This window comes from Streptomyces sp. NPDC048270 (assembly GCF_040652335.1).
Taxonomy (GTDB): Bacteria; Actinomycetota; Actinomycetes; order Streptomycetales; family Streptomycetaceae; genus Streptomyces.
Genome location: NZ_JBEZLV010000010.1, coordinates 93,231 through 113,766, shown reverse-complemented (window position 1 = coordinate 113,766; position 20,536 = coordinate 93,231). Strand labels below are relative to the sequence as shown.

18 protein-coding genes and 1 tRNA gene are annotated in these 20,536 nt (G+C 72.9%); 9 read left to right on the top strand and 10 right to left on the bottom strand.

The genetic code is table 11. The features are described from left to right. Positions 1-20: 20 nt before the first annotated feature. Both galE and AB0D66_RS12100 read left to right on the top strand, forming a co-directional pair. Complete coding sequence (gene galE, locus AB0D66_RS12105; RefSeq protein WP_362300808.1) at positions 21-980, top strand: UDP-glucose 4-epimerase GalE; 960 nt, start codon at positions 21-23, stop codon at positions 978-980. Between the two features lie 487 nt (positions 981-1,467). Next, on the top strand, positions 1,468-2,238 hold the full coding sequence (locus AB0D66_RS12100; RefSeq protein WP_362300582.1) for a response regulator transcription factor: 771 nt from the start codon (positions 1,468-1,470) through the stop codon (positions 2,236-2,238). On the opposite strand, the gene AB0D66_RS12095 is transcribed toward AB0D66_RS12100, so the two are convergent. After that, the gene (locus AB0D66_RS12095; RefSeq protein WP_362300578.1) at positions 2,197-2,694 is read right to left on the bottom strand and encodes a MarR family transcriptional regulator; all 498 of its coding nucleotides are present in this window, start codon (positions 2,692-2,694) and stop codon (positions 2,197-2,199) included. The two genes, AB0D66_RS12100 and AB0D66_RS12095, sit on opposite strands and share 42 nt — an antisense overlap. Before the next feature lie 161 nt (positions 2,695-2,855). Between AB0D66_RS12095 and AB0D66_RS12090 the strand changes: the two genes are divergently transcribed. Continuing rightward, positions 2,856-3,713: a trans-aconitate 2-methyltransferase gene (locus AB0D66_RS12090; RefSeq protein WP_362300575.1), complete on the top strand. Its 858-nt coding sequence runs from the start codon at positions 2,856-2,858 to the stop codon at positions 3,711-3,713. Position 3,714: 1 nt separating this feature from the next. Continuing rightward, entirely contained in the window at positions 3,715-4,083 is a 369-nt protein-coding gene (locus AB0D66_RS12085; RefSeq protein WP_362300572.1) for a VOC family protein, read from the top strand. Positions 4,084-4,196: 113 nt separating this feature from the next. Here AB0D66_RS12085 and AB0D66_RS12080 read toward each other — a convergent pair whose 3' ends face one another. Both AB0D66_RS12080 and AB0D66_RS12075 read right to left on the bottom strand, forming a co-directional pair. Then, entirely contained in the window at positions 4,197-4,868 is a 672-nt protein-coding gene (locus tag AB0D66_RS12080; RefSeq protein WP_030723342.1) for a TetR/AcrR family transcriptional regulator, read from the bottom strand. Beyond that, positions 4,868-5,848 carry an acyl-CoA desaturase gene (locus AB0D66_RS12075; protein WP_362300569.1) on the bottom strand — a complete coding sequence of 327 codons (981 nt, stop codon included), beginning with the start codon at positions 5,846-5,848 and terminating at the stop codon, positions 4,868-4,870. Before AB0D66_RS12075 ends, AB0D66_RS12080 begins: the two co-directional genes overlap by 1 nt. Positions 5,849-6,196: 348 nt before the next feature. Between AB0D66_RS12075 and ppc the strand changes: the two genes are divergently transcribed. Further along, positions 6,197-8,944, top strand: a complete 2,748-nt coding sequence (gene ppc / locus AB0D66_RS12070; RefSeq protein ID WP_362300804.1) for a phosphoenolpyruvate carboxylase — start codon at positions 6,197-6,199, stop codon at positions 8,942-8,944. Between the two features lie 73 nt (positions 8,945-9,017). Here the strand turns inward: ppc and pth are convergent, their stop codons facing one another. The 5 genes from pth to AB0D66_RS12045 all read right to left on the bottom strand — a co-directional run bounded on the left by pth (position 9,018) and on the right by AB0D66_RS12045 (position 13,208). Continuing rightward, entirely contained in the window at positions 9,018-9,608 is a 591-nt protein-coding gene (gene pth, locus AB0D66_RS12065) for an aminoacyl-tRNA hydrolase (protein WP_362300565.1), read from the bottom strand. 90 nt (positions 9,609-9,698) lie between these two features. Further along, positions 9,699-10,286, bottom strand: coding sequence for a 50S ribosomal protein L25/general stress protein Ctc (locus AB0D66_RS12060; protein WP_362300561.1), 588 nt, complete (start codon positions 10,284-10,286; stop codon positions 9,699-9,701). 182 nt (positions 10,287-10,468) lie between these two features. Next, positions 10,469-11,446 carry a ribose-phosphate diphosphokinase gene (locus AB0D66_RS12055; protein WP_030716976.1) on the bottom strand — a complete coding sequence of 326 codons (978 nt, stop codon included), beginning with the start codon at positions 11,444-11,446 and terminating at the stop codon, positions 10,469-10,471. Positions 11,447-11,580: 134 nt separating this feature from the next. Further along, positions 11,581-13,026 (bottom strand): bifunctional UDP-N-acetylglucosamine diphosphorylase/glucosamine-1-phosphate N-acetyltransferase GlmU, encoded by a 1,446-nt coding sequence (glmU, locus tag AB0D66_RS12050; RefSeq protein ID WP_362300557.1) that lies wholly within the window; start codon positions 13,024-13,026, stop codon positions 11,581-11,583. Positions 13,027-13,136: 110 nt separating this feature from the next. After that, positions 13,137-13,208: transfer RNA gene (locus AB0D66_RS12045), tRNA-Gln, on the bottom strand. Positions 13,209-13,371: 163 nt separating this feature from the next. Between AB0D66_RS12045 and AB0D66_RS12040 the strand changes: the two genes are divergently transcribed. Next, positions 13,372-14,640, top strand: coding sequence for a histidine kinase (locus AB0D66_RS12040; RefSeq protein WP_362300554.1), 1,269 nt, complete (start codon positions 13,372-13,374; stop codon positions 14,638-14,640). 107 nt (positions 14,641-14,747) lie between these two features. Here the strand turns inward: AB0D66_RS12040 and AB0D66_RS12035 are convergent, their stop codons facing one another. Together AB0D66_RS12035 and AB0D66_RS12030 are read right to left on the bottom strand one after the other, a co-directional pair. Then, positions 14,748-15,257: an SUKH-3 domain-containing protein gene (locus AB0D66_RS12035; RefSeq protein WP_362300551.1), complete on the bottom strand. Its 510-nt coding sequence runs from the start codon at positions 15,255-15,257 to the stop codon at positions 14,748-14,750. A 2-nt stretch (positions 15,258-15,259) separates the two neighbouring features. Further along, on the bottom strand, positions 15,260-15,865 hold the full coding sequence (locus AB0D66_RS12030; RefSeq protein WP_362300548.1) for a YwqJ-related putative deaminase: 606 nt from the start codon (positions 15,863-15,865) through the stop codon (positions 15,260-15,262). A gap of 230 nt (positions 15,866-16,095) precedes the next feature. Here AB0D66_RS12030 and AB0D66_RS12025 point away from each other — a divergent pair, with 230 nt between their 5' ends. From AB0D66_RS12025 to AB0D66_RS12015, 3 genes are all read left to right on the top strand, one after another. Beyond that, complete coding sequence (locus AB0D66_RS12025) at positions 16,096-17,103, top strand: SMI1/KNR4 family protein (protein ID WP_362300545.1); 1,008 nt, start codon at positions 16,096-16,098, stop codon at positions 17,101-17,103. A gap of 7 nt (positions 17,104-17,110) precedes the next feature. Further along, entirely contained in the window at positions 17,111-19,495 is a 2,385-nt protein-coding gene (locus tag AB0D66_RS12020) for an SUKH-4 family immunity protein (RefSeq protein WP_362300542.1), read from the top strand. A 123-nt stretch (positions 19,496-19,618) separates the two neighbouring features. Beyond that, a complete protein-coding gene (locus tag AB0D66_RS12015) occupies positions 19,619-20,491 on the top strand; it encodes a cellulose-binding protein (RefSeq protein WP_362300539.1) in 873 nt (290 codons plus the stop codon). The last annotated feature ends 45 nt before the right edge of the window (positions 20,492-20,536 follow it).

Below are 20,536 nucleotides of genomic sequence, written 5' to 3'. Positions count from 1 at the left end.
GGCGAGTGAGCAAGACGGCGATGCACAAATACCTGGTGACCGGCGGCGCCGGATACGTCGGCAGCGTGGTCGCGGCCCATCTGCTGGAGGCGGGCCACGAGGTCACCGTCCTCGACGACCTCAGCACCGGCTTCCGCGAGGGGGTGCCGGCGGGCGCCGCCTTCATCGAGGGCCGGATCCAGGACGCGGCCCGGTACCTCGACTCCTCCTACGACGCGGTGCTGCACTTCGCGGCCTCCTCGCAGGTCGGCGAGTCGGTGGCGAACCCGGGCAAGTACTGGGAGAACAACGTGGGCGGGACCCTCGCCCTGCTGGCCGCGATGCGCGGGGCGGGCGTGGGCAAGCTGGTGTTCTCCTCCACCGCCGCCACCTACGGGGAGCCGGCGCAGGGCCTGCTCACCGAGGCCTCGGTGACCGCGCCCACCAACCCGTACGGGGCTTCCAAGCTGGCCGTGGACCACATGATCGCGGGGGAGTGCGTGGCGCACGGCCTGGCCGCGGTGTCCCTGCGCTACTTCAACGTGGCGGGCGCGTACGGGGAGTTCGGCGAGCGGCACAGCCCCGAGACCCACCTGATCCCGCTGGTCCTCCAAGTGGCGCTCGGCGAACGCGAGTCGATCTCGGTGTTCGGCGAGGACTACCCGACCCCCGACGGCACCTGCGTGCGGGACTACATCCACGTCGCGGACCTGGCGGAGGCCCACCTGGCCGCGCTGGAGGCGGCCGCCGCCGGGGAGCACCTGATCTGCAACCTGGGCAACGGCAGCGGGTTCTCGGTCCGCGAGGTCGTCGAGACGGTCCGCAAGGTGACCGGCCACGAGATCCCCGAAGTCGTCGCCCCGCGCCGGGCCGGCGACCCGGCGGCGCTGGTCGCCTCGGCCAGGACCGCTCACGAGCGGCTGGGTTGGACCCCGAGCCGCTCGGACCTCACGGGCATCATCACGGACGCGTGGAACTTCGCGCGGACGCACACCTCCTGAACCGTGCGCCCCTCCTGAACCTTCCTGCACACGCTCTTCCCGCGCGCCCCCCGCACCGTGCCGGTGCGGGGGGCGCGCGCGCATCCGCGGTGCGCTGTGTGCGGGCGCTGTGCGCGGGCGCCCGGCGTGCACACGCCGGGTGAAATGCACACCGTGCAACTGCCCGTGGCACACGCCGGTCCGGAGGCCGCCATCCGGACCTTCGGCACAGGCGAAATCAAGCCACCACAAAGGCCCTTCGGGACGGCCTCGCCGGAAAATCCCCGGGAAAACTTCTGCTATTCGGCCAACCGCGAGCCGCACCGCGCCCTACGCTGATGCGTGACACCGGTGGGGGCCGGTGTTGATTCAGGGGTCGAGACAAGTCGGGTACGGCGTCCGGTCCGGGGTAGTGCAGAGGTGTCACGGCGGCGGCCGAGGCGCCTGCGGATCACCCGGTCCGGGCGCCGTACCCGCCGTCGTCCGTTCCCCGACCCTTGGGGGTTTTGTGGTCCGTATCCGGGTTCTCGTGGTCGACGATCACCGCATCTTCGCCGAATCGCTCGCCGCCGCGCTCGCGGCCGAGCCGGACGTGGAAGTGTCCGCGGCCGGCAGCGGCCCCGCCGCGCTGCGCTGCCTCGAACGGGCGGTGGCCGAGGGCCGCCGCTTCGACGTCATGCTGGTCGACGCCGACCTCGGCGCCGTCGCCGGGAGCGTGCCCGGCCAGCGGGAGCCGGGCTCCGGGTCCGGTCCGCCACCCGCCTCGGACGGGATCGCGCTGGTCGCGGGCGTGCGGGTGTCCCACCCCGGGGTGCGCTCCGTCGTCCTTGCCGAGCGGGACGACCCCCGGCGGGCGGCCCTCGCCCTGCAGGCGGGGGCGTCCGGATGGGTGGCGAAGGACTGCTCGCTCTCGCGGCTGCTGGCCGTGATCCGGGGGGTCCTGCGGGAGGAGACGCATCTGCCGCCCGCGCTGCTGACCGGAGTGCTCCGAGAGCTGACCGCCGCCCGCAAGCACCGTACGGACAGTGAGCGGCTCGTCGAGTCGCTCACCCCGCGCGAGCACGAGGTGCTGCGCTGCATGGTGGCGGGGCTGGGCCGCAAGGACGTGGCGGCCCGGCTGTTCCTGTCCCCGCACACCGTCCGCACGCACATGCAGAACGTGCTGGGCAAGCTCGGGGTGCACTCCACGCTCGCGGCGGTGGCACTGGCCCGGCGGGCGGGCGTACGGCCCGCGGACCTAGCCGGGGATGTTGTCGAACGGAGCGGTCAACTGGCGTAGCAGCGCGGCGAGATCGCCGCGCTGGCCGCGCGAGAGCTGGGCCAGGATCGCCCGCTCCTGGGCCAGCAGGCCGGCGAGGGCCTGGTCGGCACGGTCACGGCCCTCGGGGGTAAGCCGCACGAGGACCCCCCGGCGGTCGCTGGGGTCGGGCAGCCGCTCGACGAGGCCCTTCTTGGCGAGCCGGTCGATCCGGTTGGTCATGGTCCCGGAGGTGACCAGGGTTTGGGTCAACAGCTGGCCGGGCGAGAGCTGGTAGGGCGCGCCGGCGCGGCGCAGGGAGGTGAGGACGTCGAACTCCCACGGCTCCAGGCCGTGCTCGGAGAAGGCGAGCCGGCGGGCTCGGTCGAGGTGCCGGGCGAGCCTGCTGACGCGGCTGAGCACCTCGAGCGGTTCCACGTCGAGGTCAGGGCGCTCCCGCCGCCATGCCGCTACAAGTCGGTCGACCTCGTCCTCCATGCCGATCAGTGTAAGGGGTCTGTCGATGTGAAGTCTCTTCATGCCATGCATCTTGATATCAAGTATCTTGAGAACGAGATATAAATGCGGCGACCATGGGGCATGGAGGGGGCCGGAACTGATTCCGCTTCCGACCGCCCCGCCAGCAGGGAGGCTCGAACATGTATTCCGATACCGCACAGGCCGGGATCCCCACGGCCACCGCGCCCTCCGCACCCACCTGGGACCCCCAGCAGTACCTCCGGCACGCCGGCCATCGCGCACGCCCCTTCCTTGACATGCTGACCCGCATACCCGAACTCCCCACCCGGCCCGCCCGTATCGCCGACCTCGGCTGCGGCCCCGGCAACGTCACCGCCCTGCTCGCCGGCCGCTGGCCCGAGGCCCGCATCACCGGCTTCGACCTCTCGCCCGAGATGCTCCACCGCGCCACCGAGGAGTACGCCGGCCCCACCGCCGGCGGCGGCAGCCTCGACTTCCGGCACGGGGACCTCGGCACCTGGCTGCCCGACGAGCCCTACGACCTGATCGTCTCGAACGCCGCCCTCCAGTGGGTGCCCAGCCACCCCGGCTCCTTCGCCGCCTGGATCAACGGCCTGCGCCCCGGCGGCACCTTCGCCTTCCAGATCCCCGCCAACTTCACCGCCCCCAGCCACGCGCTGCTCGCCGAACTCTGCGACGCCCCGCGCTGGCGGGCCCGGCTCGCCGGACACGGCGCCCGATACGTCCATTTGCTCGAACCCGCCGAATACCTCGCCCGGTTCACCGAACTCGGCTGCGCCGTGGACGTCTGGGCGACCACCTACCACCAGCTGCTCCACGGGCCCGACCCGGTGCTGGACTGGGTCAAGGGGACCGCCCTGCGACCCGTCCTGACCGCCCTGGGCGACGACCGGGACGCCGTGGACGCCTTCCTCACGGAATACCGCGACCGGCTGCGCGAGGCCTATCCGCCCGGCCCCCGCGGCACCGTCTTCCCCTTCCGCCGGATCTTCGCCGTCGCCCGCAAGGAGGCCTGACGTGCTGACCGCCGTCGACCACGTCCAGCTCGCCGCGCCACCGGATGCGGAGGACCGGCTCCGGGCGTACTACACCGGAGTCCTCGGCATGACAGAGCTCTCCAAACCGCCGGTCCTCGCCGCACGCGGGGGCTGCTGGTTCGCGGCCGGACCGGTACACCTGCACCTGGGCGTGGAAGAGGACTTCAGGCCCGCGCGCAAGGCCCACCCCGGACTGCGGGTGACCGGCATCGAGGCGTACGCGAGACGACTCCAGGAGCGCGGCGCCGAGGTCGTCTGGGACGAGAACCTCCCGGGCCACCGCCGCTTCTACTCCGAGGACCCCGTCGGCAACCGGCTCGAGTTCCTCGAACCGCATCCCGCGGCCTGACGCCGCGGCTTCGGGTACGCCGCACACACGACGGCGCCCCGCCACCGGACTCCTCCGGTGGCGGGGCGCCGTCGTGTGCCCCCGTGCCGCGGCCGCGGCGGCGGGCGCGGGGCTCAGCTCTTGCGGCGGCCCACCAGCTGCGGCTTCGACTCCAGGCCGTCCAGCCCGTGCCAGGCCAGGTTCACCAGGTGCGCGGCGACCTCCGCCTTCTTCGGACGGCGGACGTCCAGCCACCACTGGCCGGTCAGCGCCACCATCCCGACCAGCGCCTGCGCGTACAGCGGGGCAAGCTTCGGGTCGAAGCCCCGCGCCTTGAACTCCAGGCCCAGGATGTCCTCGACCTGTGTGGCGATGTCGCTGATCAGCGAGGCGAAGGTGCCGGTGGACTGGGCGACCGGGGAATCCCGTACGAGGATCCGGAAACCGTCCGTGTACGACTCGATGTAGTCCAGCAGCGCGAACGCCGCCTGCTCCAGCAGCTCCCGCGGGTGCCCGGCCGTCAGCGCGCCCGTCACCCCGTCCAGCAGCTGGCGCATCTCCCGGTCCACGACGACCGCGTACAGGCCCTCCTTGCCGCCGAAGTGCTCGTACACCACCGGCTTGGACACCCCGGCCTTCGCCGCGATCTCCTCCACCGACGTGCCCTCGAAGCCCTTCTCCGCGAACAGGGCCCGGCCGATGTCCAGCAGTTGCTGGCGCCGCTCCGCGCCCGTCATCCGAACCCGGCGGCCACGCCTGGGCTTGTCGCTGCTGGAATTACCGCCGTCGATCGCCACGCCACCCATCATGCCGCGTTCGGCTCGGTTTCCCTGCGCCGGGCTTCGATGCGGTCGGCCGAGGGCCAGCGCACGTCCGTGGCCCAGCCGAGCTGCTCGAACCAGCGGATCAGCCGCGCACTGGAGTCGACCTGGCCGCGCAGCACCCCGTGCCGGGCCGAGGTCGGGTCCGCGTGGTGCAGGTTGTGCCAGGACTCGCCGCAGGACAGCACCGCCAGCCACCAGACGTTGCCCGAGCGGTCGCGCGACTTGAACGGGCGCTTGCCCACCGCGTGGCAGATCGAGTTGATCGACCACGTCACGTGGTGCAGCAGCGCGACGCGCACCAGCGAGCCCCAGAAGAACGCCGTGAACGCGCCCCACCAGGACATCGTGACCAGACCGCCCACCAGCGGCGGGATCGCCAGCGAGAAGATCGTCCAGAAGATGAAGTCGCGGGAGATCCGCCGGATCGCCGGGTCCTTGATCAGGTCGGGGGCGTACTTCTGCTGGTCGGTCTGCTCCTCGTCGAAGAGCCAGCCGATGTGCGCCCACCACAGGCCCTTCATCAGGGCCGGCACCGTCTCGCCGAACCGCCACGGCGAATGCGGGTCGCCCTCGTGGTCGGAGAACTTGTGGTGCTTGCGGTGGTCCGCCACCCAGCGCACCAGCGGGCCCTCCACCGCCATCGAGCCCATCACGGCGAGGGCGATCCGCAGCGGCCGCTTCGCCTTGAAGGAACCGTGCGTGAAGTACCGGTGGAAACCGATGGTGATCCCGTGGCAGGCCAGGAAGTACATGAAGACCATCAGGCCGAGGTCGAGCCAGCTCACCCCCCAGCCCCAGGCCAGCGGCACGGCCGCCAGCAGCGCCAGGAAGGGAACGGTGATGAACAGCAGAAGGGCGATCTGCTCGATGGACCGCTTGTTCTCGCCGCCCAGTGTCGCGGACGGCGCAGAGGTGTCGGAGGACGCGGAGGCGTCCTCGATCAGATCGGGACTGGTGGTCATGGGGGTCCCCTGGGGGGTGAGAGATGTCGGCAGGCTCCCTGGCTACGGACCTACGGACCCGTAACCTACGGCATCGTAAGTATGGCAAAGGCGGGTCCCGCGGCAACAGGAGCGCGGCCGCGGGCGGTGACGCGGGCGCCCAAGCGGTTCACGAGCCGCCTGATGAGACATTTGCCCAGGCACGCGCATCGGACACCTATCCTGTTGTCGTCGGACAGCGCGGTCCGCACGGGCAGCCCGAGCTGCGCATCAGGATCGGCATCGCCGTGCGCGGTCGGGAGCCCACCGCCCAGTAGCGCTCGAACACTGCAAGGAGCCGCACCTGTGAGCAGTGCTGACCAGGCCCCCCTGGCCACCCAGCCGGCCGCCCCCGTCACCCCGGCCGCCACCGCCAACGCAGAGTTGCGCGCGGACATCCGCCGGCTCGGTGACCTCCTCGGCGAGACCCTCGTACGCCAGGAAGGCCAGGACCTCCTCGACCTCGTCGAACAGGTGCGCGCACTGACGCGCACCGACGGCGAAGCCGCCGCCGCCCTGCTCGGCGACACCGACCTGGAGACCGCCGCCAAGCTGGTGCGCGCCTTCTCCACCTACTTCCACCTCGCCAACGTCACCGAGCAGGTGCACCGCGGCAAGGAGCTGCGCGCCCACCGCGCGGCCGAGGGCGGGCTCCTCGCCCGCACCGCGGACATGCTCAAGGACGCCGACCCCGAGCACCTGCGCGAGACGGTCAAGAACCTCAACGTCCGCCCCGTCTTCACCGCGCACCCCACCGAGGCGGCCCGCCGCAGCGTGCTCAACAAGCTGCGCCGCATCGCCGCCCTGCTGGAGGAGCCCGTCACGGGCGCCGGCGACCGCCGCCGCCACGACCTGCGGCTCGCCGAGAACATCGACCTCGTCTGGCAGACCGACGAGCTGCGCGTGGTCCGGCCCGAGCCCGCCGACGAGGCCCGCAACGCCATCTACTACCTCGACGAGCTGCACGCCGGCGCGGTGGGCGACGTCCTCGAGGACCTGGCCGCCGAGCTCCAGCGCGTCGGCGTCGAGATCCCCGCCGGGACCCGCCCGCTCACCTTCGGCACCTGGATCGGCGGCGACCGCGACGGCAATCCCAACGTCACCCCCGACGTCACCCGGGACGTGCTGATCCTCCAGCACGAGCACGGCATCACCGACGCCCTCGAGCTCATCGACTTCCTGCGCGGGCTGCTGTCGAACTCCATCCGCTACACCGGCGCCACCGAGGAGCTCCTCTCCTCCCTCCAGGCCGACCTGGAACGCCTCCCCGAGATCAGCCCGCGCTACAAGCGGCTGAACGCCGAGGAGCCCTACCGCCTCAAGGCCACCTGCATCCGGCAGAAGCTCGTCAACACCCGCGCGCGCCTGGCCAAGGGCACTCCCCACGAGGAGGGCCGCGACTACCTCGGCACCGCCGAGCTGCTCACCGACCTCACCCTCATCCAGACCTCCCTGCGCGAACACCGCGGCGCCCTCTTCGCGGACGGCCGCATGGACCGCACCATCCGCACCCTGGCCGCCTTCGGCCTCCAGCTCGCCACCATGGACGTACGCGAGCACGCGGACGCCCACCACCACGCGCTGGGCCAGCTCTTCGACCGGCTCGGCGAGGAGTCCTGGCGCTACGCCGACATGCCCCGCGACTACCGCGGCAAGCTGCTCGCCAAGGAACTGCGCTCGCGCCGTCCGCTGGCGCCCACCCCGGCCCCGCTCGACGCCGCCGGCCACAAGACCCTCGGCGTGTTCCTCGCCATCAAGGACGCCTTCGAGAAGTTCGGCCCCGAGGTCATCGAGTCCTACATCATCTCGATGTGCCAGGGCGCCGACGACGTGTTCGCCGCGGCCGTCCTGGCCCGCGAGGCAGGCCTCGTCGACCTGCACAGCGGCTGGGCCAAGATCGGCATCGTCCCGCTGCTGGAGACCACCGACGAGCTGCGCGCCGCCGACGTCATCCTCGACGAGATGCTCGCCGACCCGTCCTACCGGCGCCTGGTCTCGCTGCGCGGCGACGTGCAGGAGGTCATGCTCGGCTACTCCGACTCCTCCAAGTTCGGCGGCATCACCACCTCCCAGTGGGAGATCCACCGCGCTCAGCGCCGGCTGCGCGACGTGGCCCACCGCTACGGCGTCCGGCTGCGGCTCTTCCACGGCCGCGGCGGCACCGTCGGCCGCGGCGGCGGCCCCTCGCACGACGCGATCCTCGCCCAGCCCTGGGGCACCCTGGAGGGCGAGATCAAGGTCACCGAGCAGGGCGAGGTCATCTCCGACAAGTACCTCGTGCCGTCGCTGGCCCGGGAGAACCTCGAACTGACCGTCGCGGCCACCCTGCAGGCCTCCGCCCTGCACACCGCGCCCCGCCAGTCCGACGAGGCCCTCGCCCGCTGGGACGCGGCCATGGACACCGTCTCGGACGCCGCCCACGGCGCGTACCGGGCGCTCGTCGAGGACCCGGACCTGCCGGCGTACTTCTTCGCCGCCACCCCGGTCGACCAGCTCGCCGACCTGCACCTGGGCTCCCGCCCCTCGCGCCGCCCCGACTCCGGCGCCGGCCTCGACGGCCTGCGCGCCATCCCGTGGGTCTTCGGCTGGACCCAGTCCCGCCAGATCGTCCCCGGCTGGTACGGGGTCGGCTCCGGCCTCAAGGCCCTGCGCGAGGCCGGCCAGGAGGACGTGCTCGCCGAGATGGGCAAGCGCTGGCACTTCTTCCGCAACTTCCTGTCCAACGTCGAGATGACGCTGGCCAAGACGGACCTGCGGATCGCCCGCCACTACGTCGACACCCTCGTGCCCGACCACCTCAAGCACGTCTTCGCCCGCATCGAGGCCGAGCACGAGCTGACGGTCCGCGAGGTCCTGCGCATCACCGGAGGCGAGCAGCTCCTGGACTCCCACCCGGTGCTCCAGCAGACCTTCGCCGTCCGCGACGCCTACCTGGACCCGATCTCCTACCTCCAGGTCTCCCTGCTGGCCCGCCAGCGCGCCGCGGCCGCCCGCGGCGAGGAGGCGGACCCGCTGCTCGCCCGCGCCCTGCTGCTCACCGTCAACGGTGTGGCCGCGGGTCTGCGCAACACCGGCTGACCGGCTCCGTACACCGAGACGCAGGAAGCCCCCGCACCGGCCCGGTGCGGGGGCTTTCCGCGCTCCGCGGCCCTCAGGAGTTGTACGCCGACTGGGCGCGCTCCAGGCCCTCCTGGATCAGGCACTCCACCGCGTCGGCGGCCCGGTCCACGAACCAGTCCAGCTCCTTGCGTTCGGTGGAGGAGAAGTCCTTCAGCACGAAGTCCGCGACCTGCATCCGCCCCGGCGGCCGGCCGATGCCGCAGCGCACCCGGTGGTAGTCCGGGCCCATCGACTTCGTCATCGACTTCAGCCCGTTGTGGCCGTTGTCCCCGCCGCCCAGCTTGAGCCGCAGCGTCGGGTAGTCGATGTCCAGCTCGTCGTGGACCGCCACGATCCGCTCCAGCGGAACCTTGTAGAAGTCGCGCAGCGCCGTCACCGGGCCGCCGGACAGGTTCATGTACGTCATCGGCTTGGCCAGCACCACCCGGCGGTTGGCCGGCCCGGGCGCCCCGATGCGGCCCTCGACCACCTGCGCCCGGGCCTTGTGCGCCTTGAACTTCCCCCGGATCCGGTCCGCCAGCAGGTCGGCCACCATGAACCCGATGTTGTGGCGGTTGCCGGCGTACTCCGGTCCCGGGTTGCCGAGACCGACGATCAGCCAGGGCGCCGCATCGTCCGACATCAAAAGCTCCTTAAACGAGACGACCGCCGTCCCGCTCCAGTGGAGCCGGACGGCGGTCGGTCAGCAACTGCTGAGGGGTGGGGGCGAGGCTCAGGCCTCGGTGCCCTCGGCCTCGGCGTCGGCGGACGGCTCCTCGGCCTGCGGGGCGACGACCTGGAGGACGGCGATGTCGCCGTCGACGGCCAGGGTGGTGCCCTTCGGGAGGACCAGGTCCTTGGCGTGGATGGTCGCGCCGGCCTCGAGGCCCGCGATGGAGACGGTGACCTCGGTCGGGATGTGGGTGGCCTCGGCCTCGACGGAGACGGTGTTCTGCAGGGTCTCCAGCATGTTGCCGCCGGCGGCCAGCTCGCCCTCGGTGACGATCGCGACGTCGACGGTGACCTTCTCGCCCTTCTTGACGATCAGGAAGTCGACGTGCGAGATCGAGCGCTTCAGCGGGTGCTTCTGCACGGCCTTCGGGATGACCAGCTCGGTGCCGGCGTCGCCGAGGTCCAGGGAGATCAGGACGTTCGGGGTGCGCAGCGCCAGCTGGAGGGCGTGGGCGTCGACGTTGACGTGCTTCGGGTCGGTGCCGTGGCCGTAGATGACGGCGGGGGTCAGGGCGTCGCGACGGGCCTGGCGGGCAGAGCCCTTGCCGAAGGTGTCACGGATCTTGGCGGAAAGCTTGACCTCGGACATGCTCACTCCTCGTGGGGTGACGGAAATGGACGACAGTCACCCGGCCGGAACGGCCTGCTACGAAGAGCGCGTCGATAACGGAGCGTCCGTACCGCGAAAACGGGTACGGCCTCCCTCGCCGAGCAACTCATGGAGTGTACCCGGCGGGGGAGGCCGCACCAAAAGGATCTACCGCGGAGCGGTTACTGCTGCTCTTCGAACAGGCTGGTGACCGAGCCGTCCTCGAAGACCTCGCGCACGGCGCGCGCGATCATCGGGGCGATCGACAGCACCGTGATCTTGTCGAGCTCCAGGTCGGACGGGTCCGGCAGGGTGTTCGTGAACACGAACTCGCTGACCTTGGAGTTCTTCAGGCGGTCGGCGGCCGGGCCCGACAGGATGCCGTGCGTGGCCGTCACGATGACGTCCTCGGCGCCGTGCGCGAACAGCGCGTCGGCCGCGGCGCAGATGGTGCCGCCCGTGTCGATCATGTCGTCGACCAGGACGCAGACGCGGCCCTTGACCTCGCCGACGACCTCGTGGACGGTCACCTGGTTGGCGACGTCCTTGTCGCGGCGCTTGTGCACGATGGCCAGCGGCGCGTCCAGGCGGTCGCACCAGCGGTCGGCGACGCGCACACGGCCGGCGTCCGGGGAGACGATCGTCAGCTTGGTGCGGTCCACCTTGGCGCCCACGTAGTCCGCGAGGACGTTCAGGGCCGACAGGTGGTCCACCGGGCCGTCGAAGAAGCCCTGGATCTGGTCGGTGTGCAGGTCCACCGTGAGGATGCGGTCGGCACCCGCGGTCTTCAGCAGGTCGGCGACCAGACGGGCCGAGATCGGCTCGCGGCCCTTGTGCTTCTTGTCCTGGCGGGCGTACCCGTAGGACGGGACGATCACGGTGATGGAGCGTGCCGACGCGCGCTTGAGCGCGTCGATCATGATCAGCTGCTCCATGATCCACTTGTTGATCGGAGCCGTGTGGCTCTGGATCAGGAAGCAGTCCGCGCCACGAGCCGACTCCTGGAAGCGGACGTAGATCTCACCGTTCGCGAAGTCGAAAGCCTTGGTCGGCACGAGGCCGACTCCCAGCTGGTGTGCGACCTCCTCGGCCAGCTCGGGGTGGGCGCGGCCGGAGAAGAGCATCAGCTTCTTCTCGCCGGTCGTCTTGATCCCGGTCACAGCACTGTCTCCTCAGACGTGTTGAAAGCTGCTCGCCCCCGTGTGCGTCCGTCCCGCACACGGTGAGCCAGCCGAATTGCGTGCACCTATCACGGTACGCCGTCGCCGACGCACTCGTTTCCGGTCAGTTCACCTCAACGGCCGTCGGAGTCCACCTGGACCGCCGACTGAGCCGCCGTCGCGGCAGCGCTTCCCGGACGCTTGCGGGCCACCCAGCCCTCGATATTCCGCTGCTGGCCGCGGGCCACGGCCAGCGCGCCGGGCGGCACGTCCTTCGTGATCACGGATCCGGCGGCCGTGTAGGCACCGTCCCCGATGGTGACGGGCGCCACAAACATGTTGTCCGAGCCCGTCTTGCAATGCGAGCCGACGGTGGTGTGGTGCTTGTGCTCACCGTCGTAGTTCACGAAGACGCTCGCAGCGCCGATGTTGGTGTACTCGCCGATCGTCGCGTCGCCCACGTACGACAGGTGCGGCACCTTGGTGCCCTCGCCGATCGTCGCGTTCTTCATCTCGACGTACGTGCCGGCCTTGGCCTTCGCGCCGAGGACCGTGCCGGGGCGCAGGTAGGCGAAGGGGCCCACGGAGGCCGCGTCGCCGATCACCGCGCTGTCGGCCACCGTGTTGTCCACCCGGGCCCCTTGGCCCACCCGGGTGTCCGTGAGTCGGGTGTTCGGGCCGACCTCCGCCCCCTCGGCGATGTGCGTGGCGCCCAGGAGCTGCGTCCCGGGGTGGATGAGGGCGTCCTGCCCGAAGGTGACGGTGACGTCCACGAAGGTGCCGGCGGGGTCGACGACCGTGACGCCCGCGAGCATGGCCTGCTCCAGCAGCCGTGCGTTCAGCAGGGCGCGGGCCTCGGCGAGCTGCACGCGGTTGTTGATGCCGAGGATCTGGCGGTGGTCGGCACCGACGGCCGCGCCGACCCGGTGGCCCCCTTCGCGGAGGATCCCCAGCACGTCGGTGAGGTACTCCTCGCCCTGGCTGTTGTCGGTGCGCACCTTGCCGAGGGCGTCGGCGAGCAGGGCGCCGTCGAACGCGAAGACGCCGGAGTTGATCTCGCGGATGGCGCGCTGGGAGTCGGTGGCGTCCTTGTGCTCGACGATGGCCGTGACGGCGCCGCCGGCGTCGCGCACGATGCGCCCGTAGCCGGTGGAGTCCGGCACCTCGGCGGTGAGCACGGTGACGGCGTTGCCGTCGGCCTCGTGGGTGGCCGCGAGCTGGCGGAGGGTCTCGCCGGTCAGCAGGGGGGTGTCGCCGCAGACGACGATCACGGTGCCGCCGACCACCCCGCCGAGCTCTTCGAGGGCCATCCGGACGGCGTGCCCGGTGCCGTTCTGCTCGTACTGGACGGCCGTGCGCACACCGGCGTCGATCCCGGCCAGGTGGGCGGTGACCTGCTCGCGGGCGTGTCCGACGACCACGACGAGGTGGGCGGGGTCCAGCTCGCGGGAGGCGGCGACGACGTGACCGACGAGCGAGCGCCCGCAGATCTCGTGCAGGACCTTGGGAGTGGCCGACTTCATGCGGGTGCCTTCACCCGCTGCGAGTACGACGACGGCTGCCGGGCGGTTGGCGCTCACGGGGATGCCCTTCGGCTTCGGGGGTGGACCCGTGAAGGATACCGGGGCGCCAAGGAGCCGAAACGAGGCCGGGTCCCGACCCGACGGCCAGGACCCGAACGTGCGAGAAGCTCCCCCGCCAGGACTCGAACCCGGACATAAGGCACCAAAAGCCTCAGTGCTGCCAATTACACCACAGGGGATAGCAGGCGTTGCCTAATCGGACATTTCATGGTGCCGATCAAGGTGGCCGTCCCTACTATGCCGTACCACCTGCCCTCACCGCGACGGTACTCGTCCCCCCGCCGCCGCGGCGCCGGGTAATTCCCCGGGGGCGCCGCGGGGCCCCTGCGTACGCTGGACGGCATGACCAGTACGGGGGATGTGGAAGGCCGCGCTGGGCCGCCGTTGTGGTGGGCGCGGCGGCGGGATGCCGTGGTGGACGTGGGGCTCGGGGCGGTGTCCGCCGTCGAGTGCGCGTGGGAGGGCGTGGCCTTCGCCGGGGAGGCGGGGGTGCCGACCGCGGTCGGCGTGCTGTTCGGGCTGCTGGTGGGGGCCACGCTGGTGCTGCGCCGCCGGTGGCCGGTCGCCGTGGTGCTGGTGGGGATCGCCGTGGCGCCCGCCGCGATGGGGTTCCTGCTCGGGGTGGTGGGCCTGTACACGCTGGCCTCCTCCGAGGTGCCCCGGCGGATCACCGCCACGCTGGCCTCGATGACGCTGGCCGCGACCTTCGTGGTGATGTACCTGCGGACCAGGAGCGACGTCGAGGCCGACCACCTGCTCGTGGTCGCGCTGTCCGGGTTCGTGGCGGTGGCGCTGACCGTGCCGCCGGTGCTCTTCGGGCTGTACATCGGGGCGCGGCGGCGGCTGATGGAGAGCCTGCAGGAGCGGGCCGACTCGCTGGAGCGGGAGCTGTCGCTGCTCGCGGACCGGGCGGAGGAGCGGGCCGAGTGGGCCCGTAAGGAGGAGCGCACCCGGATCGCGCGGGAGATGCACGACGTCGTGGCGCACCGGGTGTCGCTGATGGTGGTGCACGCGGCCGCGCTGGAGGCGATCGCGGCCAAGGACCCGGCCCGGGCCGCGAAGAACGCGGCGCTGGTGGGGGACATGGGCCGGCAGGCGCTGACCGAGCTGCGGGAGATGCTCGGGGTGCTGCGGGCCGCCGAGCAGCCGGTGCGGCCGCCGCTGCGGCCGGCGGCGCAGGCGCGGCCGGTGTCCGTGGCGCTGGCGGGCAGCTTCGACGACGGGCCCTCGCTCGACGAGCTGGAGGTGCTGGTCGGGCAGTCCCGGGCGGCCGGGATGGCCGTGGAGATGGTGGTGCACGGCGAGGGGGCGGCGTACGCGGCGGAGGTGGAGCAGACGGCGTACCGGGTGGTGCAGGAGGCGCTCACCAACTGCCACAAGCACGCCCCCGGCGCACGCGTGACCGTACGCCTCGCGCACCGGGACCGGGAGGTGGCCATGCAGGTGGTCAACGGCCCCTGCGACGGGAAGGCCGCCGAGCCCGGCCTGCCGAGCGGGGGCAACGGGCTGGTCGGGATGCGGGAGCGGGTGCTCGGGCTGGGCGGGGTGTTCGTGTCCGGGCCGACCGACGAGGGCGGCTTCAAGGTGTCGGCGGTGCTGCCCGCCGGCTAGGGGTGCGGCGGCTGGCGGCCGGCGGCCGGCGGCCGGGTCGGCCGCCCGGCCGTCGCGTGCCCGGCCGGTCGCCGGTCGGCGGGTCGCCCGCGTGGCCCGCCGTCCTGTCAGCCGGTGGTCAGGCGGGTCGGCTGGAGGCCGGTGAGGAGCAGGGTCAGGGCCTCGTCGATGCCCGCGCCGAGGTACCAGTCGCCGGTGTGGTCGATGCCGAAGACCCGGCCTTCGCGGTCGAGGGCGAGGTGGGAGCTCCCGTCGGCCTCGACCCCGAGCGGGCAGAGCTGCGTCGACAGCGCACGGCCCAGGTCGGCGAAGGTGCGGGCCAGGTGCAGGCCGGTCAGCGGGTCGAGGCGGACCGTCACGGGCGCTATCTGCCGGCCCGGTCCGGGGGCGCCGACCGTGAGCCCGCCGAACTCGGCCCAGGCCTCGACGGCCGCGGGGAAGACGGTGTGCTGGTGCCCCGCGGGGGTGGTGTGGTCGCGGAGCGCGTCGGCCCAGTACTCGGCCTGCTTGATGTCCCAGCGGCCCGGTTCCCAGCCGGCGGTGCGCAGGGCGGAGTCCACGGCGGCGGGGAAGCGCGTGGCCGAGGAGCGGTCGTAGGAGGCTGAGGCGGTGGTCATGGCTACTCGGAGGGGGTGAGGTCGACGGGGCGTACGCCGAAGTGGGCGAGGAGTGCGTCGCAGGAGCGGCACGGGGGCGCGTAGCTGCCGTGCAGGGGGTCGCCGTCCTCGCGGATGCGGCGCGCGGTGATCTTCGCGTGCTTGAGGGAGCGGCGGGCCTCGCTCGCGGAGAGGGGTTTGCGGGAGGCGCGCCGGGAGCGGGCGCCCTCGACGGCGGCCAGGTGGCGGGAGAGCAGGATCGCCTCCGGACATCGGCCGGTGAAACGTTCGCGCTGGCCGCTCGTGAGGGTGTCGAGGAAATCCTGCACGAGGGGGTGGAGCACGGGCGGCTGGTCGGCCTTGCCCGCGGTGCCGGTGAGGGTCTCGCCGCGTACCGAGAGGGCGGCGGCGACGGTGGGCAGGATGCCGTCGCGGCGGAACCGCAGGACGGGCACGGCGGGGCGGCCGTCGGCGCTGCTCCAGCGCAGGCGGGGGTCGCCTCCGGGGCCGCCCGCTTCGGCAGCGGTTCCTGACGGACCGGAGGCTTCCGGGCCGCCCGGAGGGCCCGGGGTGCCTGAGGCTTCCGGGGTGGAGTCGCCCGGATTCGTGCGTGTTGCCGTGTTGTGCATGGTCGTGCTTTCCCTCCCGTGGCGGCGGTGGTGGCCGCTGTCGCGCACGCCCCCGTGCTGCGGGGACAGCCTGCCAAATGTCACCTGTCATGCGGAAGCGGGGTCGAATATTCGTATCAATTCGGATGTTCCCGGCCGCGTGCCGGGCGTGCCGGTCGCGCGCGGGTGAGCCCCTTGCCCCAGCGCATAGGCTGTGGTGAACCAGCCAGATCCAGCAGGGGGCTACCGCCATGACGACAGGTCGGCTCGGGCAGCAGGCCGCGCCACCCAACGCCGCTTACTCGGGGCAGGTCGTGCATTTCCCGGACCCGGTCCGGGCCGCTCGGCATCCCCACGGAGTGCGGATGGACGGCAACGGGCATCCGGACTTCTCCGCGTACGCGCGCGCGGCGGTGGAGATCGCGGAGCCGCCGGAGGGCTTCGGCGTGGACGAGCTGCGGCTGACGGACTACGTCTCCGCGAACGCGGCGATGCGCGCCTCCGGACACGAGCTGTGGGACACGGTCGGCCCCGTGGCGACCCCGCACGGCTGGACCTGGCACCACGTCGCGGGTACGCGCCGCATGGAGCTGGTGCCCGTCGAGGTGAAGGCGCTGCTGCGGCACCACGCGGGGCTGGTGACGGCGCCGGTGGACCACGCGAAGCGCGGGACGCGGCCGTTGCAGGAGGTGCGCCCGGCGCACATGGGCCTGCCGAAGTCCGTGGTGTCGGTCTCCGAGGAACAGGTGCAGGGGGTCGAGGAGGACCTCGGCTACCGGCTGCCGGAGGCGTACCGCTCGTTCCTCAAGGCCGCGGGCGGCTGCGCGCCGGTCGGCGCGGGGCTGGACGTGGACCTCGGCCTGCTGGTGGACCAGCCGTTCTTCACGGTCCGCGAGGAGGCGGCGGTCAACGACCTCGTCTACGTCAACAAGTGCCTGCGGGACCACCTGACGAAGGACTACCTGTGCGTGGGCTTCGTGCAGGGCGGACTGCTCGCCCTGAAGGTGAAGGGCGAGGGCATCGGTTCGGTGTGGTTCTCCCCGTACGACGATGCCCGCGACCAGGACGGCTGGTCCGTGCAGGAGCGCGTGGAGCGGCTGTTGCTGCCGTGCGGCGGTGATTTCGACGCCTTTCTGGAGCGGTTGGCGGGTAACCCGCCGGAACTGGAGACGGTGGCCGGTCTGATGGTGGACGGCGGATTCGCACGCTCGGTTCCCGTGGCGGGGCCCGGCCCCCGTGCCGGTTCGGATGAGGGGTGATGGCGCGGTGGTGACCTTCGCGCAGGCGCAGGAGCGCGCCGAGGAATGGATCAACGGCGACGTGCCCGCGTACCAGCACCGCGAGGTGCGGGTACGGGAGTTCGGACTCGGGTTCGTGGTGTGGGCCGAGGACCGCGCGGCCGGCCCCGTCTCCGGTGGCGGCCGGCAGCGGCTGGTCATCGCGCGGGACAGCGGGGAGGTGACGCTGTGGCCCGGGCTGCCGGTGGGCGAGGTGATCCGCCGGTACGAGGAGGAGTACGGGGCCGCGGCTGCCGCGACGGCTTCGGAGGCTTCGGTTCCGCCGCCGCGGATCGACTCCGAGCAGACGTCGTTCATGCTGAGCCCGCCGGAGTGGCTGCAGGAGGCGGCGGACCGGGCGGGGATCCCCCCGGCCGTGACCCCGGCCGCCCCGGCGACCCCGGCCGCCCCGGCGACCCCGGCCGCCCCGGCGCCGGATGCGGCGCCCGCCCCGGCCGTCCCGGACCCGGTGGACGTCTCCGCTTCCGCGGAGCCGGCCGCCGCCGCGTCCGATCCCGATCCGGCGCCCGCCGCCGCTTCTTCGTCCGCCGCCCCTTCGCATCCTGTGGACGCGGTGCCGCTGCGCCGCGGCGGCGAGATCCCCTACGAGCCGACCGCCAACGACGGGGTGCCGGCCGGGTCCACGCCGTGGGCCGGGACGGATGTGAACTCCGGTGCGGACGACGCGTCCGTGCCGCTGCCCGCGACCGTGTTCGCGCCGCCGCTGTCCGGGTCGGACCTGGAGGAGGCGCCGCCGTCCGCGGTGGCTCCGGAGGCGCAGACCACCCTGATGCCGGGCGGCAGCCGGCTGCCGAGGACGGCGGTCGTCCCGGCGCTGGCGCCGGACGCGGGCTCCATCGCCGACGCGCCGACCAGCAAGGCCCGGGTCTCCCGGCCGGCCGAGCCCGCGCCGGGCGCGAGCCGGCCGTCCACCCCGCAGGGCCCGCCCACGCCCCCCGGTCCGCCCGGTGCTCCGGGTTCGCTGGGCGGTGGGCTGGACCATGCCGCGACGATGCTGGCGGGTCCGGCGGTGACGGGTCAGCCGCCGGCGCCTCCCGGTCCGCCGGGGGCTCCGGGCGCCGGCGCGCCGCAGCCGCCGGGTCCGCCGGGTCCGCCCGGGGCTCCGGGTTCGCTGGGTCGTGGGCTGGATCATGCCGCGACGATGTTGGCGGGTCCGGCGGTGACGGGTCAGCCGCCGGCGCCTCCCGGTCCGCCCGGTGCTCCGGGTGCCGGTGCGCCGCAGCCGCCCGGTCCGCCGGGCGCGCCCGGTGGCGGGCTCGACCATGCCGCGACGATGCTGGCCGGTCCGGCCGTGACGGGCCGGCCCCCGGCGCCCCCCGGCCCGCCGCCGGGCGCGCCGGCCGCGCCCGCGCCGCAGCCTCCGGCGCCCACCGGCGTGCCCACGGTCGGCCCCGGCTACCAGGCCGTGCTCCGCTACCGGGCCCCCGACGGCTCCGAGCAGCAGCTCATCCGCCGTTCCGCGCCCGGCACCCCGCACCCCGAGTGGCAGATCCTGTACGAGCTGCGCGCCATGAACGTGCCGCCGCAGCAGGTGCTGGAGCTGCACACCGAGCTGGAGTCCTGCGAGCTGCCCGGCGGCTACTGCGCCCGGATGATCCGGGAGACGTGGCCGCAGGTGCGGATCACCAGCGTGGCCCCGTACGGCAAGGACCACGCGGGCCGTCAGCAGGGCATGCGCCACCTGCTCACCCACCAGGGAGAGCTGCACCAGGTGGCGGACGGCCCGGCGCGCCCCGCGCCGGTACGGGCGCCCCTGCCGCAGGTCCCGCTCCAGCAGGCGATCCCGCTGGACGCGATCGGGCAGGAACTGGCCGGCGCGTTCGGCCCGCAGGGCGTGTTCCGCTTCGACCAGCGGGCCGTGTCCCGGCAGGGCGTGCCGGAGATCGTGGCGCAGACGCTGATGTGGTCGGGCCTGCCCGTCGACTTCGGGCCGTTCTTCTGGGCGCAGGCGGTACCGGGCCAGCCGGTGCCGACGCTGGCCGAGCTGGCGGCGCAGCGGCAGGTGCAGCCGGCCTCGGACGCGGGTTCGTACCTCGTCATCGGCAGCGACTTCGGCAAGGCGCTGTGCGTCCAGTACGGCACGGCGAACATCGTGGCGGTGCCGGTGGAGGGCGGTCCGGGCGGTGCTCCGGTGGCCCCGCAGTTCGTGAACTCGAGCCTGCCGCAGTTCGCCCGGTCGCTGGCGATGCTCGGTCACATGTGGCGGCTGAGGCAGCACCTGACGCCGGAGCAGGCCGGCCGCTGGACCGTCGATTTCCAGGCGAATCTGGCCGGGCTCGACAGCGCGGCGCTGGCCTCGCCGGAGAGCTGGTGGTCGGTGCTGGTGGAGCAGATGTGGGACGGACTGCTCTGATCGGATGATCAGTTGAATGGCCGGGCCGAGACCCTCGAACGGGGTCTCGGCCCGGCCATTCCGGCTTCTGGGAGCAAATGACGCATCCTTGACAGGTATCCCCGCGAGAGAGGCGCTTCCCGGATGAGTGCACCCATTGCGACTGCGCGCGGCCGTGGTTACCGGCCGGATCAGGTCGACCGGTATCTCGCCCGGCTGTCCGGCAGCCGTGACGAGGCCTGGGAGCGGGTGGCACGGCTGACCGTCCTGGCGAAGCGGATGGAGGGCGAGGCGGCACGGCTGCGCGAGACCGTGTCCGCGCTGGCTCCGCAGACCTACGAGGACCTGAGCGAGCGCGCCCGCCGGATCCTGCTGCTGGCGCAGGAGGAGGCCCAGACCCTGCGGGGCGACGCCCGGGTGGACGCGGCCGAGGCGATGGGCGCGGCGGAGGCGCACGCGGAGCGGGTGGCCGAGCTGGCGCGCCAGGACGCGGCGGCGGTGCGCGAGCAGACCGAGGTCCGGGCCCGGCAGGGGCTGTTGCGGGCGCAGCGGGAGGCGGACGACGCGCGAGCGGAGGCGCGGGACGACGCGCAGGCCTGGCGGGCGGAGGCGCAGGACGGACTGGCGGAGACGCGCCGGCGGGCGGAGGCTCAGCAGGCGGAGCGCGAGCAGGAGCAGCGGGAGCGGTGGGAGGCGGCCGAGCGGGAGCTGACGGCCCGGGAGGCGGAGCTGGAGGCGCGCCACGCCGAGCTGGAACGCTACGCCGAGTCCCGCCTGGCGGAGGCCCGACGGGGCTTCGCGGAGACGGAGGAGGCGGCGCGGCACGGCCAGGAGGACGCGGAGGCGCTGGCCGCGGAGCTGCTCGCGGAGGCGCGGGTGGCGGAGGAGCGGGTGGGGCGGGAGACGGAGCGGGTCCTGCGGGAGCACGCGGAGGCGGAGGAGGAGATGCGGGCGCACATGAACCATGTCCGCTCGAGCCTGGCCGCGTTGACGGGGCGTGCCCCGGCCGAGGGCTGATGCGGCCGCGCCGGCCCGGGGCTCCCCGCCTCGATCGCCGGCGCG